General features: G+C 69.8%; 12 protein-coding genes. 6 read left to right on the top strand and 6 right to left on the bottom strand.

The window, feature by feature from the left end; genetic code table 11:
• Positions 1-15: 15 nt before the first annotated feature.
• Positions 16-2,577 (top strand): hypothetical protein, encoded by a 2,562-nt coding sequence (locus ACF1FZ_RS02700; protein WP_391771529.1) that lies wholly within the window; start codon positions 16-18, stop codon positions 2,575-2,577.
• Between the two features lie 81 nt (positions 2,578-2,658).
• Here ACF1FZ_RS02700 and ACF1FZ_RS02695 read toward each other — a convergent pair whose 3' ends face one another.
• Both ACF1FZ_RS02695 and ACF1FZ_RS02690 read right to left on the bottom strand, forming a co-directional pair.
• A complete protein-coding gene (locus ACF1FZ_RS02695; protein ID WP_391771528.1) occupies positions 2,659-3,309 on the bottom strand; it encodes a DUF6461 domain-containing protein in 651 nt (216 codons plus the stop codon).
• A gap of 632 nt (positions 3,310-3,941) precedes the next feature.
• Positions 3,942-4,937 carry a MarR family transcriptional regulator gene (locus ACF1FZ_RS02690; RefSeq protein ID WP_391771527.1) on the bottom strand — a complete coding sequence of 332 codons (996 nt, stop codon included), beginning with the start codon at positions 4,935-4,937 and terminating at the stop codon, positions 3,942-3,944.
• A gap of 878 nt (positions 4,938-5,815) precedes the next feature.
• Here ACF1FZ_RS02690 and ACF1FZ_RS02685 point away from each other — a divergent pair.
• From ACF1FZ_RS02685 to ACF1FZ_RS02670, 4 genes are read left to right on the top strand one after another with little or no spacing between them, the layout of a single operon-like run.
• Positions 5,816-7,156 (top strand): restriction endonuclease subunit S, encoded by a 1,341-nt coding sequence (locus ACF1FZ_RS02685; RefSeq protein WP_391771526.1) that lies wholly within the window; start codon positions 5,816-5,818, stop codon positions 7,154-7,156.
• Complete coding sequence (locus tag ACF1FZ_RS02680) at positions 7,153-8,721, top strand: N-6 DNA methylase (protein ID WP_391771525.1); 1,569 nt, start codon at positions 7,153-7,155, stop codon at positions 8,719-8,721. Before ACF1FZ_RS02685 ends, ACF1FZ_RS02680 begins: the two co-directional genes overlap by 4 nt.
• Positions 8,722-8,773: 52 nt before the next feature.
• Positions 8,774-10,168 (top strand): AAA family ATPase, encoded by a 1,395-nt coding sequence (locus tag ACF1FZ_RS02675; RefSeq protein WP_391771524.1) that lies wholly within the window; start codon positions 8,774-8,776, stop codon positions 10,166-10,168.
• Positions 10,165-10,908, top strand: a complete 744-nt coding sequence (locus tag ACF1FZ_RS02670) for an HNH endonuclease (RefSeq protein ID WP_391771523.1) — start codon at positions 10,165-10,167, stop codon at positions 10,906-10,908. The genes ACF1FZ_RS02675 and ACF1FZ_RS02670 overlap by 4 nt, the downstream gene beginning before the upstream one ends.
• Positions 10,909-10,915: 7 nt before the next feature.
• Here the strand turns inward: ACF1FZ_RS02670 and ACF1FZ_RS02665 are convergent, their stop codons facing one another.
• The 3 genes from ACF1FZ_RS02665 to ACF1FZ_RS02655 all read right to left on the bottom strand — a co-directional run bounded on the left by ACF1FZ_RS02665 (position 10,916) and on the right by ACF1FZ_RS02655 (position 12,255).
• Complete coding sequence (locus ACF1FZ_RS02665; protein WP_391771522.1) at positions 10,916-11,140, bottom strand: DUF397 domain-containing protein; 225 nt, start codon at positions 11,138-11,140, stop codon at positions 10,916-10,918.
• A gap of 79 nt (positions 11,141-11,219) precedes the next feature.
• The gene (locus ACF1FZ_RS02660; protein WP_391771521.1) at positions 11,220-11,444 is read right to left on the bottom strand and encodes a DUF397 domain-containing protein; all 225 of its coding nucleotides are present in this window, start codon (positions 11,442-11,444) and stop codon (positions 11,220-11,222) included.
• Positions 11,431-12,255 carry a Scr1 family TA system antitoxin-like transcriptional regulator gene (locus ACF1FZ_RS02655; RefSeq protein WP_391771520.1) on the bottom strand — a complete coding sequence of 275 codons (825 nt, stop codon included), beginning with the start codon at positions 12,253-12,255 and terminating at the stop codon, positions 11,431-11,433. The genes ACF1FZ_RS02660 and ACF1FZ_RS02655 overlap by 14 nt, the downstream gene beginning before the upstream one ends.
• A gap of 387 nt (positions 12,256-12,642) precedes the next feature.
• Between ACF1FZ_RS02655 and ACF1FZ_RS02650 the strand changes: the two genes are divergently transcribed.
• The gene (locus ACF1FZ_RS02650) at positions 12,643-12,957 is read left to right on the top strand and encodes a hypothetical protein (protein WP_391771519.1); all 315 of its coding nucleotides are present in this window, start codon (positions 12,643-12,645) and stop codon (positions 12,955-12,957) included.
• 446 nt (positions 12,958-13,403) lie between these two features.
• Here ACF1FZ_RS02650 and ACF1FZ_RS02645 read toward each other — a convergent pair whose 3' ends face one another.
• On the bottom strand, positions 13,404-14,513 hold the full coding sequence (locus ACF1FZ_RS02645) for a citrate synthase 2 (protein ID WP_391771518.1): 1,110 nt from the start codon (positions 14,511-14,513) through the stop codon (positions 13,404-13,406).
• Between the last annotated feature and the right edge of the window lie 214 nt (positions 14,514-14,727).

The following is a 14,727-nucleotide window of genomic DNA, read 5'->3' as shown; positions in this document are numbered from 1 at the left end:
CACGAAAGGCCTCCCGTGCCGGACACGACCGACCCCCTCGACGCCCACACCCTGCTCATCACCAGCACCTACCTGGACCGTGGGACCGACCGGCTGGACCCCGCCGAACCCGTACCGCTGTTCCACGTCCTGCAGGCGGCGCTCGCCGGTGGACGCAGCCCTCACGACGTCAGGGAGCAGCTCGCCGCACTCGGGTACCGGGTGCCCGCTCCCGAACGGCTGGCCGAGCTCCCCGAGGACGCGGCCCAGCTGGTCAGCTACGGCCTCGACGCCGCCTCCCCCTGGCTCAAGAACCACTTCGCCCCGAGGCTGAGGGGCTTCATCCTCTGGGCGGCCACCCAGCTGAGACGTTCCCCCGCCGAGCTCGCGGCCGCGTACACCGCACTCGGCTTCGAGGTGCGGGACCCCGGACGGTTCCCCGCGTCGGCGGACGAGGTGGACGAGGACGACCTGGTCCTGGTCAGCGACGGACTGTCCGGTGAGTGGCCCTGGTACGAGGAGACCGAGCCCGCCACGATGCGGGGACGCGTCCTCTGGGCCGCCGAACGGCTCGGGGAGCCACCCGCCGAGGTCGCCGCCCGGTACGCCCGCCTCGGCTACCGGACGCCCGGCCTGGGGAGCCCGCCGGAGGAGGTGAGCCGCCGCGACCGCCGTCTGGCCAGCGACTCCGTGGACGGCAGGGCCCCCTGGCTCGGCGACGACGCCCTCGTGCCGCTCGGCCAGGTCCTGACGATCGTCGACCGCACCGAGGACGACGCGAAGGAACCGGAGGCGATCGCGGCGGCAGCCGTCCGGGTGGCCGGGGACCTCACGGGGCTCGGTTACCGCGTCGAGCCCGGAGCGGCGGAGGTCACCGCCGACGACCTCGTGCTCATCAGCCAGGAGATGAACGGCGTCCCTCCCTGGCTGGACCAGGCCGGGCCCGTGCCGGTCGGCCACGTCCTGCACCTCGCCCAGAAGCACGGCCGCAACCCCAACGCGCTCGTCATCCGGCTCGCCCGGCTCGGCTACCGCCACCTGCCCAAGGGCTCGCTGGCCGACCACGTGGACGCCGACGAGCTGGCCCTGGCCGGATACACGCGCACGACCTGGCAGGGCGACCGGCACGCCTGGCTCGAACAGGAGGACCCCGGCTGGTTCCCCCACGTCCTGAAGACCGCCTCCCGGACCGGGAGGCCCCCCGCCGAGATCATGGGCCGCCTGCGGGCACTGGGTTACCGCATCCCCGAGGTGACGCTGCCCGCCACGGTGACCGACGAGGACGTACGGCTCGTCAACAGGTCGTTCGACGACAGCGACAGGTGGCTCGGCGTCGACGAACCCGTGCCGGTCAGCCATGTCCTGCGGGCCGCCCACGCCCGGGGGGTGTCCGTCTCCGCCGTCCTCTCCCGCCTGGCGGAGCTGGGCCTCCGGTGCCTCCCCGCCGTCCCCGACCGGACCGTCACCGAGGACGATCTCCGGCTCGTCAGCGCGGACGGCCGGGGCTCCACGAACTGGCTGGAGAACACCGTGCCGTACGGCCGCGTCCTGCACGCCGCCGCCACCACCGGCCGGAGCGTCCAGGAGACCGTGGACCGCTACCGGGAGCTGGGCTGCACCGGCCTCGCCCTCCCGGCGCCCCCGCTGCCCGCCTCCGTGTCCGAGGACGACCTCCTCCTGTTCCGCCTCGGCACCAGCGAGTGGGCGCCCCACTGGCCGGCGGTGGACGAGGAGATCCCGCTGGGACACATCCTCCTGCGCGCCGCTACCGAGGCCGTCGCCCCCGCCGAGACCGGCCGGCGGCTGCGCGCCCTGGGCTTCCACCGCCTCCCCGCCGCGCTGCCCGACACCCCGTTCGCCGGCGACCCCGTCCTGGTCAGCCGGGACCGCCGCCCCACGGGAGACCTGCTCGACCCCGCGAGTCCGGTGCCGGCCGACCACATGTGGAGTGCCGGCCGCAGACTGGGCGTCAGCCCGTACGAGGTCATGCGGAGGCTGATCGCCCTCGGCTACACCTTCCCCTTCACCCCGCGGCCCGAGGACCGGCTGATCCTCAGCCTCAACGCCGACGGCGACGCACCCTGGTCCGGGACCTCCGGCCTCGGGCACATCCTGCTCACCGCGAAGGTCCTCGGCCGCCCCCCGGCCGAGATCGCCGCCCGCAGGGTGGAACTCGGCTACGGATGGCAGGACCTGCCCGAGCTGGACGGTTACGACGAGGAGGACATCCTCCTCCTCAGCCAGGGACTCGACTCCCGTGGCCCCTGGTTCGACCGGGGCAGCACCCCGTCGCTGCTCCACGTGCTGCGCGCGGCACGGGCGACCGGCCGCAGCCCCGAGGAGATCGCCGCGCGGCTCGCCCGCCTCGGATATCCCGTCACGCTGCCCACGTCGCCCCGGACGGACGACATCGACCTGCTGGAGGCCCTCGGGCGCCGGTGGGCGCCCCTGTACGTCGAGGACGTCCTGGGCATCGCGAGCCGGACCGGCCGGAGCCCCGCCGAGGCGGCCGCGAGCCTGAGGGCGCTGGGCTACGAGGTGCCGGACGCCGCCTACCCGAACCGTCGGCCCGCCCCCGCCGCGCCGCGCCGGGCCTGAACGCACCGGGGTCCGGGAGCCCCCGGACCCCGGCACCGCGCATCGCTCCAGGGGGGCCTTCCCGGGCGTCCTTCGGAGCCGTCAGCCGAACGGCACGATCAGCAGCGGGAGCCGGCGTACGTCGTCCAGGGTGAGCGCGAGGCCCGCCAGGGCGCAGGCGGCACGCATGGTGACCAGCCCATCGGGCTCGCCGGGCTCGAAGTCCTCCGTCTCGACGGTGCCGGCGGCCTCGAATGCCGCGCGCAGTCCGGCGGGCATGGCGGGGATGTCCTTCTCCGGATCGAGGCCGTCCACGTCGACCCACTCGATCTGCTCGCCGTCGACGGCGTAGGTGAGACTGGCGTCCCCGTTGATGGTGTACACGCTCATGGCCGCTGTCCGCCCATCGGCGGACAGCGCCTTCGTCGTCTCGTCGTCGTAGGTGAACCCGGAGTCGTCGTAGACGAAGGTCCACTCACCGATGCGTCCCGCCAACAGTGCCGCAGCGGTTCCCGGTTCGATGCCGAGAGCCGCACAGGGCAGTGACGTCCACTCGTCCGGCCTGCTGTCGGGCAGCTCGCAGGACCGGATCAACCCGGGCTTGGCACCCAGCACCTGCAGCGCTTCCGCCGGCTCGATGCCGCGCACGACGTGCAGGATGTGGTTCGGGTCGCAGTTGGCCAGCTCGCTGATCCATATCGGCTCTCCCTCGGAGTCGAGCGTGTTCGGCGGAAAACCAGGGGTGGGCATCATCGGCCTCTTTCGTCATCGGCGTGTGCGGCGCCCCGGCAGCGGTGCCGCAGGTGAGGGGGTGCCGGTGGGATTGCTGTCACCGGCGAACGCGGCTGACACGTCCGGTGGCGTGCGGCGGGACCGCGTTCGGCGCCGTGTCGGACGCAGGTGCCGACGCCGGCACGGGCGGACCGCCCCAGGGCACGGGCGGACGTGTGGCGGGGGCGGGCCGGGACCACCGGGGCGGATGCACCGTCCCCGGCGCCGCGTGCCAGGGCCCTGTGGCGTAGGCGGTGGAACGCCCGCCCGCACCGCCTCCGGCGCCGGTTCGATCGACACGCCGGCCCCGCCCTTCCGTCGCTGCCGCGGTGAACGCGTCCACACCACCACGGTGGCCGGATCGCCCCACCGCAGGCCGCGATGATCACGATAAGGGCTCCGGAGCGGTAACTCCTTCACCCATCAGATTCTTGACGGTACGTCAGGCTGAAAAGGCCGGATCGGCCGGTCATGGAGCGGAACCCCACTACCCCTGTCCGTCGTACCACCGGCCCTCACGGGTGCTGCGGCCCCGAGCGTGTCGCGGCGCTACGGGCCCGTCCGCCGTGGCCGGTGCGAGCACAGCGCCTTCCGGCTCGGGAGTCGGCGTCGGCTCAGCGCGACCTCAGCAGTTCGTGCACGTGGCCCGCGCGGGCGCGGACGCCGGACTCGGCGAGGCCCCCGGCCGGAAGGGCCCCCGGCTCCGGAGGGCCGGGCCGGTGGCAGGGGCGGCACAACCCGTCGGGCAGCGCCTCCGGGCGCCCGGGCACACCGCACTTGGTGCACTCCAGCATCGCGCGGTGGACGGGCCCACCGGGTGCGGGCGGTGCGACGACGGGGGCCACGCGCGGCGGGATCTTGTCGTCGAGACGCCTTCGGACGAACCCCACGGGTGAGCCGACCTGCGGGGGGAGCCCGGTGACGAGGGCCCGGGTCAGGTACTCGGTGCTCACGCCCCGGGCCAGCCACTCGGCGGCCCGCGCCTCCAGGACCGCGCAGTCGGCGGCGGAGAGCGCCAGCCGGGGATCGACGCGGCCGAGCTGCGCCAGGGCCAGATAGGCGGGTGAGGGGGCGTCGGGTTTCGACGCGGGCTCCGGGGCCCGCTGCTGCGGTACGGCCGGGGCGGCGGGCGGGGCCGCCACGGGCACCGGTTCCTCCACGGGGGCCCAGGGAGGCGGCGGGGGCGCGGCGGCAGGCGCCGCCTCGCGGTCCTCGGCGACGAGGTGGGAGGCCCACCACTCGTTGTCGCGGGCGGTACGGGACCAGAACGTCCGGAAGACCCAGCGCACCTGGTCGCCCTCGCCGACGAGGCACCGCACGCGCCGCAGGTGCCCGGCGACGGACAGGGCCCGCAGGGCGGAACCGACCGCCTGCTGGCCGTAGAGCGGCAGCTGCTTGGCCAGGCTCTTCACGTCCATGGCCGCGCCGTCGGGGAGGTGGTCGACGAACCCGGCGACGTACCGCTCACGCTCGGGCAGGAGCGCGAAGTCGTGCGCGCTCGGTTCGGGTCGGCCCGGCATGGACCGCTTGCCGTAACCGGGATTGGCCATCGGGTACGGGCGGGAGAGCGCGGGGGCGCAGGGGGCGGGACTAAGGTGCTGGGTAACCACGGGATCGCTCGATTCGATCTTGAGGTGAGACCCCGGCCGGTGCTGCTAACACCGCGTCGGGGTCGTTCGTTCGGTCGCACCGTAAGCAGCCGTGACACTTCGCGGCAAGTTGGTCACTAATGGTCATACTTGCTGGCCGTGACGGGTGGGGGAGGTGGGGGGAGGTTTTCCAGAACCCTTCTTTTACCTGCCGGTTGTAAGAGCCGCTCGGATCCCGGTGCTCGGATCCCGACGCCCGGGTCCCGAAGCCCGAGCTTCGGGCGCGGCCTCCTCCACGTACACCTCGAAGAGTGAACCGGACCCCCTCCGGCGCTCGGGTCCCGAGATGCGAGCGCCGAGCGCCGGACGCGTCCCGCACTCCGGAACCGAGGACCTGGATGGCGGGGGAAGCGCACCGGACCGGGTGCGACGAGGGCCGCAAAACCCGACATCCGCTAGTTCAGGGCCTCTGGACTCGATCTCTCATCACGACCCGCGCGGGCGGGAGGCCGCCAGGTCGGCGGGCTGAGGGCGTTCACCGGCACCGAGGCTCACTCCGAAGGTAGATTCGCTACGCACGGCGCAGACGTCGAGTTGTGGCCGTCCGAACGGCGGCCGAAGGTTGTTTCCAGGGCTGGTTGCCGCGCCGGAGCCAGGCGGGGGTGGCTTCGCGGACGGCCAGTGGTGGCTGGGATGCATCCAGGGCGTGGTCGTCATGGCCCGGCATGGAACCGCCGCCCTGTCGACCGAGCCGTGCACAAAGCGCGGCAAGAGGCGGGGTTCGTGAACGTATGTGATGGGGAAGGGCGGGCGCTGGACTTGCCGGCTGAACTGAATCGGGTACTGGCTTGAGCGCGAATGGGTTCCCGGAGAGGTGGGTCGCGGTCCGCCTGGCCGACGTGTTGTTGAAAATTGAAGTCGGCAAGCCTGTCGCGTGTGAGCTTCGCCAGGCTGCCCCGGGCGAGTGGGGCATCGTCAAAGCGGCTTCCACGGCGCGTGGGAATTTCGACGAATCCGAGAACATGGCTGTTCCGGCTGGTCGGCAAATCGACACCACGTATGAGATTGGACCCGGTGACATTTTGGTGAGTTGCGCCGCCGAAAACTGCGTCGGATATCCTGTTCTGGTTGGGCGGTGCCGACGGCAGCTCCTTCTCTCGGATGAGATCATGCGTCTTGTTCCGAGCGGTCTCGTCAACAAGGAATGGCTCGTTCACTTTCTGAGGTCTCCGCAGATCCGGGGCGCGACTTTCGAAACGGAAACCGGGTCGGATGACTCCGCGCGCAATATTTCACAGCAGGCACTCCTCGATGCTTCCATTCCCTTGCCTCCACTTGCGGAGCAAGCCCGGATTGTCGAGGCGCTCGAAGCCCAGCTCTCCCGCTTGGATGCGGCGACGAAGACGATCAGGAGGTCCCTCCGACGGCTCGCTATCCTGCGGAGGTCCATACTTCTCTCCCTTGTTCCTGAGGGTCCGCCCGCAGGATGGGTATCGACGACCGTGGAGCGGGCAGGCGAGGTCAGACGTGGTCGGGTGCTGCATGCCCGGAGTCGAGGTCCTGGGATGCGGCCCTGCCTCCGCGTGGAGAACATTTCGGAGGACTGTATCGATGCGTCAGATGTGACCGAAATAGATCTCTCTGAATCCTTCGAAGAACATATTCTTCACTCCGGTGATGTGCTGATCGGCGGGGAGTGGAGTCCGAACCGGGTGGGGACCCCTGCGCTCTATCGCGGTATGCCGCCTGATGCCGCGTTCGCCGACAGTCTCCTGAGATTCAGGGCGCGTGCCGATGTGCTGCCCGAATGGGCGCTCATGGTCTTCCGTAGGCATCTTCACGCCAAGCGGTTCCTGCGGGAGGTGGATGTCACCGCAGACGTTGCTCGGATTTCTTTGGAGCGATTGAAGCGAATGGAATTTCTTATTCCGCCCATGGGTGTGCAGAAGCGGCTGGTCCAGAGGTGTGACGAGTTGCTGAGCGGTGTCGACGCCATGAGTGCCGAGGCAGAGATCAGCCTGGTGCGTGCAGCGGGTCTGCGGAGCGCTATTTTGAATCGCGCCTTTACCGGCGGCCTCGTCCCCCAAGACCCCGCTGATGCCCCCGCCGCTGATCTGCTCGCCCGGATCCAGGCCGAGCGAGCGGATCAGCCTGGGACGAAACGTGCGCGGAGGGCGAAAAGGCCCTCCGCGCCTGAACCGACCACCGCCACCGCCGTACAGCAGGAGTTCGAGCTGTGACCACCACCGACGCATCCGCACCCGCGCCGCAGGCCGTCGTCGCGCAGACCAAGACGCTGGTCGCCAGGCTCTGGAACTACTGCAACGTCCTCCGGGACAACGGTCTTTCCACGATCGAGTACGTCGACCAGCTCTCGTATCTCCTCTTCCTCAAGATGGCCGACGAGATCGCCAACGACCCCTCCTCCGGTGGGGACCCCACCGAGATCGTCCCGGTGGGTTACGACTGGAGCTCACTGGCCTCGAAGAAGGGCCAGGACCTTGAGCTGCACTACCGCGTGATCCTGGAGAAGCTCGGCGCCCGCCCCGGCACCACGCTCGGCACGATCTTCGCCAAGGCGCAGAACAGGATCACCGAGCCGGCTCTGCTCGAAAAGCTCGTCGACCTGATCGGCGAGCAGGACTGGACGATCATCGGCACCGACCTCAAGGGCGACACGTACGAAGGCCTCCTGGCCAAGGGTGCCGAGGACACGAAGGCCGGCGCCGGACAGTACTTCACGCCCCGCCCGCTCATCGACGCGATTGTCGACGCCGTTCGCCCGCAGCCCGAGGACACGATCACGGACCCGGCCTGCGGCACCGGCGGCTTCTTGATCGCCGCACACGCATACATCCGCAAGCACCACATGCGTGACCTGACCCATGAGCAGCGCCTCGCGCTCGGCTCGGGCAAGATCTGGGGCAACGAGCTGATCCCCGGCACCGCCCGTCTCGCCGCGATGAACATGCTGCTCCACGGCATCGGCAGGAGCGAGGGTGACAGCTTGGTCGAGGTCGGTGACGCCCTCGCGAAGAAGCCGGGCAGCAGGCGCGCCTCACTCGTCCTCGCGAACCCGCCCTTCGGCAAGAAGTCGTCGATCACGGTGATCGGCAGCGACGGCAGGTCCGAGCGCGAGGACAGCTCCTACGACCGTGAGGACTTCCGCGCCACCACGCCCAACAAGCAGCTGAACTTCCTCCAGCACATCATGTCGCTGACCGCGATCGACGGCCGTGCGGCCGTCGTCCTCCCCGACAACGTCCTCTTCGAGGGCGGCGCGGGTGAGAAGATCCGCCGACGGCTGCTGGACGAGTTCGACCTGCACACGATCCTGCGCCTGCCCACCGGCATCTTCTACGCGGGCGGGGTGAAGGCCAACGTCCTGTTCTTCGACAAGAAGACCCCGCGTGCCGACGGCAAGCCCCATACCGAGAAGCTCTGGGTCTACGACTTCCGCACCGGCAAGCACTTCACGCTCAGGAAGCGCCCGCTGACCCGCGCGGACCTCGACGAGTTCATCGAGGCCTACCGCCCCGGCCGCCCACGCTCCGAGCGGGTGGCGTCGAAGGGCACCAACGGCCGCTTCAGGGTGTTCACGTACGAGGAGCTGGTTGCCCGGGACAAGGTCAACCTCGACATCAGTTGGGTGAAGGACTCGGCTCTGGACGATACGGACAGGCGACTGCAGCCCGAGGTCATCGCCCAAGAGATCGTTCAGGACCTCCAAGGGGCACTCAGCGAGTTCGCGGCCATTGCCGCGGCCCTCGGCGGCGAGATCCCGGCCGGTGCCGAGGTGGAGTAGGAGAATCTTCCCAGCAACTCACACCCCCACCGACCGAACGGACACCGCTCTCATGTACGTCAGCCGGGTTTCCGTCCAGGACATCAAGTCGTTCAACGGTCCGCGCCAGGTCGACCTGCGTCTGACCCGTCCGGACGGCACCCACGCCGGATGGACGGTCCTGGCAGGGCGGAACGGGGCCGGGAAGACGACTCTGCTGCGGGCGATCGCGTTCGCACTCAGCGGTCCGGTGGCCGCCCGTGGACTGGTTCCCGGATTCGACAACTGGGTGGCGCACGGATCCGCCGAAGGACGCATCGAGCTGGAAATCACCCGGGACACCGAGTACGACCGGTTCTCGCACGACCCCCCGCCTGCCGGCCCGTTCAAGGCTGGACTCCTGTGGGCCGTACCCGGTGACGGTGGACCGGACGGCAGACCGGCCGGGCGACGCGGGGTACAGCCCTCACTCGAAGAGATCGCCTACACCGAAGCCGCCAACAGCAACGCCCGGCGGGGTCCCTGGGCGGACAACCCCGTCGGCTGGTTCTGCGCCGCGTACGGTCCGTTCCGCAGGATGGCGGGCGGGTCGGGCGAGGTCCAGCGGCTGATGCTCGCTTCCGGGCCGGTGGCGCGGCTGGCGAGCCTCTTCCACGAGGACGCCTCGCTCGCCGAGGGAGTGGCCTGGCTCATCGAACAGCACCTGCGGGCGTTGGAGGGCCGGGTCGGGGCGGCCGTCCTGAAGAACACGGCACTCGCCATCCTCCAGGACGGGCTCCTGCCCGACGGGTACCGCATCATCGACGTCGACTCGGAGGGCCTCTGGGTGGAGCGGGACGACGTCCGGTTCCCCCTGCGAGAGATGAGCGACGGTTTCCGGACCGTGGCCGCGCTGGTCGTCGACATCCTCAAACAGATCCACGACACCTTCGGTGACGCGGTGGTGGCGGACGCCGACGAGGGGATGCTCTTCAACCGGGTGCCGGGCATCGTCATCATCGACGAGATCGACGCCCACCTCCACGTCTCCTGGCAACGGCGTATCGGCTCGTGGCTGACCAGGCACTTTCCGAACATCCAGTTCATCGTCACCACGCACAGCCCTTATGTCTGTCAGTCGGCAGACCCGGGCGGCCTCATCCGGCTGCCCGGGGTCGATGAGGAGGCCCGTCCGGAAGTCGTCGGGGAGGACCTGTACGAACGCGTGGTCTACGGCAGTGGGGACGACGCGGTGCTGTCCGACCTTTTCGGCCTGGACACCCCCTACTCCGAGCAGGCCGAGCGTAAGCGGGGTGAACTGGTGGCGCTGGAAATGGATCTGCTGCGCGGCCACGCCGACGCCGAGACGACCGACCGGTACAGGCAGCTCAAGCGGCTGCTCACCAGTTCGCCGACGGCCCGGCTGGACGAGATGTCCGCTCGTCTCAAGGATCTGGCCGACGAGGAGCAGAAGGACCCGCCACGATGATCCGGTTGCAACGCCTGGATCTGCCCCAGGACACCGTGACGCGCATGGACGGCCACACCGAGGACATCAGCAAGTCCGAGGAACCGGCGGACAAGGCACGTTACCTGTGGAAGCACACGACGGTGCGGCGGCATGTCCACCCGGCCCTCTTCGCCACGCTGAGAGACATGGCCCCGGGCCACGAACGCTGCATGTACTGCGGCGACAACCAGGGCTCTGACATCGACCACTTCGAGCCGTTGGCCGTAGCGCCCTTACGGGCCTTCGAATGGAAGAACCACCTGCTGGCCTGCGCTGTCTGCAACAGCCACCACAAGCGTCACGTGTTCCCCCGCGACGAGGCAGGGCGTCCTCTCCTCATCGATCCGACGATCCAGGAGCCGCTGGACCACCTTCATCTGGTCCTCGGAACCGGCCTCTACAGAGGACTGACCCCACAAGGTGATTCCAGCATCGAAGTGTTCGGACTCAACGCCCGTGGGGTGCTGGTGAAGGGGCGCCACGACGCGTACAGCACCGCGGCGCTCTTCCTGAAGCAGTGGCGCGCGGCAGCCGACAAGGGGCAGACGGACAGGGCGTGCGACACGGTCCGCATCGCGTGGGACAGACCGTTGGCCGACGTGCTGGCGTCGATGTTCCACCAGGCGGTCCACCCTGCCGCCGAGCTGCTGTTCAACGGCGAGGACGAGGTGCTGGGCCTGCTGCGCGATCCGGACCTGCGTGCGGGGTTTCTCGGCTGAGCGGCTGTCAGGCGCCGAGTGTGCCGTTTCTGACGGCCGAGACGAAGGCCGACCAGCTTGCTGCGGACGCGATCACGGCGGGTCCGTGCGCGGCCTTGCTGTCCCGCACGGGGACGGCGTCGTAGCCGCGGGCTACCTCAAGGCATTCGCCCTGGTCGCCGCCGCTGTAGCTGGATTTGTGCCATCCGCCGAGGGTGGAGGCGTCGGCGACAGTGTGTTCACTGCTGACCATGTTCGTGTTCCTCCACTGCGGCACGGGCGGTGGTCGGTGATCCTCGGCAAGACATCGAGTCACTCAGTGCAAGGGACGATCAGGAATCGAAGCGGCCGTTCCTGACGGCGGTGATGAAGGCCGACCAGCTTGCTGTGGAAGCGATCATGGCCGGTCCTTGTACGTCCTTGCTGTCCCGCACGGGGACGACGTCGTAGCCGCGGGCCACCTCAAGGCATTCGCCATTACTGCCGCCGCTGTAACTGGACTTGTACCACCCCATGAACGAGCCGGAATCGGCAAGAGCGCGTTCAATGCTCGCCATTTTTGTATTCCTTCGCGATGGCCCTGACGAGGGCGAGGGACTCATGATGCGGCGCTGCATCACTCAGAGCCAGAGCGTATGCCGTCTTGCACGCCTCGACCACCGCTGGATCATCGATCAACTGCCCTGTGTGCAGACCTTCCACATACGCCACCGGGGCAGCGTCCGAGAAGCCCAGAAGGTAGAGCATGCTCTCGATGAGAGCGTGAGCTCCCACGCTGAATGGCACCACGTGCAACCGAATCCTCCCATTTTCTGCAAAATTCGCGATCTTGTGCAGTTGCTCGGCCATCACCTGCGGCCCACCGACCGCTCGTCGGAGTGCCGCCTCGTCGAGCAAGGTCCAGGCGGTGGGACTCGATGCACTGTCCAAGATCCGGGCGCGGGCGACACGGTTGACGATCAGGCTGTCAACTTCTTCCGCCCGGAAGTTGGGGCTATGAGCCTGGAAGACTGCACGCGCATAGTCATTCGTCTGGAGAAGCCCAGGAATGAGTGAGGCCCCGTACTGCCTGATGTCTGTGGCTTGCTGCTCAAGCTCGGCCACAGCGGCGAAGTGATCGGCGAACTTCGTGTCCAGGTCCTCGAGCCACCGGGCGAAGAACCCGTCCGTGGCCAGGGCCCGGTCGATCCGCTGGGCGTCGTCCGGGTTCGGCAGCCGGCGGCCGGCCTCGAAGTGGCTGATGAGCGTCGGTGAGCACACGATCTGCTCGCTCAGCGCCTCCTGGGTCAGCCCGGACGTCGTGCGCCTGAGCCGCAACTCCTCGCCGTACTTCGCTCGTGCCGTGCGCGGCCTGTGGTGCGACGCCATGCGACCAACTCCCCGGGATGACAGGCGCGCTGTCATGCGCGCACCCCTGGCAGCGTAGCGAGGAGCGACCTCATGCTGTGAATGATCCGTCACGGAGCGCAGTCATTCGCTCCTTCGTATGGCGTGTCCACGAAACGCGAGGAAAGCAGGAAGACATGAGGGACCGCATCGCCCGGCTTTTCGGGCTGCTGGTGAGAAGGCCGGCGCCGGACACGGAGCATCGTCCCGGCGGGATCACGGCACGCTGCACCGGTGAGCATCTGCCGCGCGGCGAGGACAGCGCCCGCTGGTGCGTCCGTACTACGTGGCCCACGAGCGGGACCGGCTCGCAGAGCTGAGGCGGCGGCGCGTGCTCGTGGTCGCCCGGTGCGGACGGGAGACGGCGGCGTGAGGGCGGACTCCGGGGGAGTGCGGCTGCTCCCGTGGACGACGGCGGACGGCAAGCCCTGCTACCTCCTCGGGGACGGCGCGGGCACGGTGTCGCGGATCGCGGACCGGGTGGAGAGCGCTCAACTGTCCATGGCCGGGGATCTGCTCGGCCACGCTGCGGACCTGCTGGCCGACCGCCGGTCGACCGGCGCCCAGGTGCACTACCTCGCCTGCCGCCTGGCCGAGTCCCTGGGCGACGTACGGCGCGTGGCCGAGAGCCGGGGGCGAAGGCTGGAGGGGAGCTCGAACACCGGCGGACCGGACGCGAGGTGATTGGCCGTCAAACATCCTGACCACCCGTTGCGGTACGCGAATGCTGATCGGACCGATCACGCGCGTACGTCACAGCACGAGGGCTCCTTCAAGGCCGTTCCCACCCGTTCGACGCCTTCACCGTCAGCCTCGCCTACGCCATGAAGATGGTGAACGCCGGCAAGTACCCGGCCCTCTTCCGCTCTCGGGACTTCCAGGCAGGGCGCGGCCGAAGGGATGCCGAGGCGATTGCTCGCGTGGCCGTCCAGCTCGCGTCGGACCACCGCACAGTGTGGGACGCAGCCCGTCGCCGAGTGCTGTCCGTCCTCCTCACCGAACCCGCGCCCTCGGTGGCGTCCGGGGCGACCAGCGGGGGAGACGGAAGTGCCTCCCCCGGATGCCGGCTGCGGAAGCCCGGCCGACCGGCCCGCCGAGGCGGGCCGGTCAGCCGGACCGTCCCGCGCCCGTCAGTTCCCCAGGTCCGCCAGCTGGTCGTACCCCCGGATCGAGCGGGGGTCGCGCGAGCCCGGGCCGACGTACTTCGCCGAGGGGCGCACCAGGCGGCCGGTCTGCTTCTGCTCCAGGATGTGCGCCGACCAGCCCGCCGTGCGGGCGCAGCTGAACATCGACGTGAACATGTGTGCCGGGACCTCGGCGAAGTCCAGCACGATCGCCGCCCAGAACTCGACGTTCGTCGCCAGGACACGGTCCGGGCGGCGGGCGTGGAGCTCCTCCAGGGCCGCCTTCTCCAGGGCCTCCGCCACCTCGAAGCGCGGGGCGGCCAGCTCACGGGCCGTGCGGCGCAGGACGCGGGCCCGGGGGTCCTCGGCGCGGTAGACGCGGTGGCCGAAGCCCATCAGGCGCTCGCCCTTGTCCAGCGCCTGCTTCACGTACGCCGTGGCGTCGCCCGTCCGCTCGATCTCCTCGATCATGCCGAGCACCCGGGACGGTGCGCCACCGTGCAGCGGGCCCGACATCGCGCCCACCGCCCCGGACAGCGCCGCCGAGACGTCCGCGCCGGTCGACGCGATGACACGGGCGGTGAACGTCGAGGCGTTCATCCCGTGCTCGGCGGCCGACGTCCAGTAGGCGTCGACGGCCTTGACGTGCTTCGGGTCCGGCTCACCGCGCCAGCGGATCATGAAGCGCTCGACCACGGACTCCGCCTTGTCGATCTCGCTCTGCGGGACCATGGGCAGCCCCTGGCCACGGGCCGACTGGGCGACGTACGACAGGGCCATGACGGCGGCCCGCGCCAGGTCGTCGCGCGCGGTCCGCTCGTCGATGTCGAGCAGCGGTTTCAGGCCCCACACCGGCGCCAGCATGGCGAGCGCGGACTGCACGTCGACGCGGATGTCGCCGGAGTGCACGGGGATCGGGAAGGGCTCGGCGGGCGGCAGACCAGGGTCGAACGCCCCGTCCACCAGCAGACCCCAGACGTTGCCGAACGACACATGGCCGACGAGGTCCTCGATGTCGACGCCGCGGTAGCGGAGCGAGCCGCCTTCCTTGTCGGGCTCGGCGATCTCCGTCTCGAACGCGACGACTCCTTCAAGTCCGGGTACGAAGTCGGACATCGGGCGGCTCCCTCGACTCGGCGGCTGTTGACGGCCACGAAGGCCTGTCCACGCATACTGGCGGGTTACCACGACGCGGGGAAGGGTGACGTCCGGCACAGCCCTGCGGCGCGCGGGCCGGCGATCGCGGCCCTCCCCGCAGGGGAACCGGCCCGCTGCGGCAGGATGGCCCCGTGCCCACAGCCGATGCCACTCCGTCTTCCGCTTCCGCCTC

This window comes from Streptomyces sp. NPDC014623 (assembly GCF_043088245.1).
Taxonomy (GTDB): Bacteria; Actinomycetota; Actinomycetes; order Streptomycetales; family Streptomycetaceae; genus Streptomyces.
Note: the sequence above shows the minus strand (reverse complement) of the source record. Positions and strands in the feature narration are given on the sequence as shown.

Coding starts and splice junctions, on each gene's coding strand:
- ACF1FZ_RS02645 (WP_391771518.1), bottom strand. CDS start 14,513: ATGTCCGACTTCGTACCCGGACTTGAAGGAGTCGTCGCGTTCGAGACG.
- ACF1FZ_RS02675 (WP_391771524.1), top strand. CDS start 8,774: ATGTACGTCAGCCGGGTTTCCGTCCAGGACATCAAGTCGTTCAACGGT.
- ACF1FZ_RS02695 (WP_391771528.1), bottom strand. CDS start 3,309: ATGATGCCCACCCCTGGTTTTCCGCCGAACACGCTCGACTCCGAGGGA.
- ACF1FZ_RS02655 (WP_391771520.1), bottom strand. CDS start 12,255: ATGGCGTCGCACCACAGGCCGCGCACGGCACGAGCGAAGTACGGCGAG.
- ACF1FZ_RS02670 (WP_391771523.1), top strand. CDS start 10,165: ATGATCCGGTTGCAACGCCTGGATCTGCCCCAGGACACCGTGACGCGC.
- ACF1FZ_RS02665 (WP_391771522.1), bottom strand. CDS start 11,140: ATGGTCAGCAGTGAACACACTGTCGCCGACGCCTCCACCCTCGGCGGA.
- ACF1FZ_RS02660 (WP_391771521.1), bottom strand. CDS start 11,444: ATGGCGAGCATTGAACGCGCTCTTGCCGATTCCGGCTCGTTCATGGGG.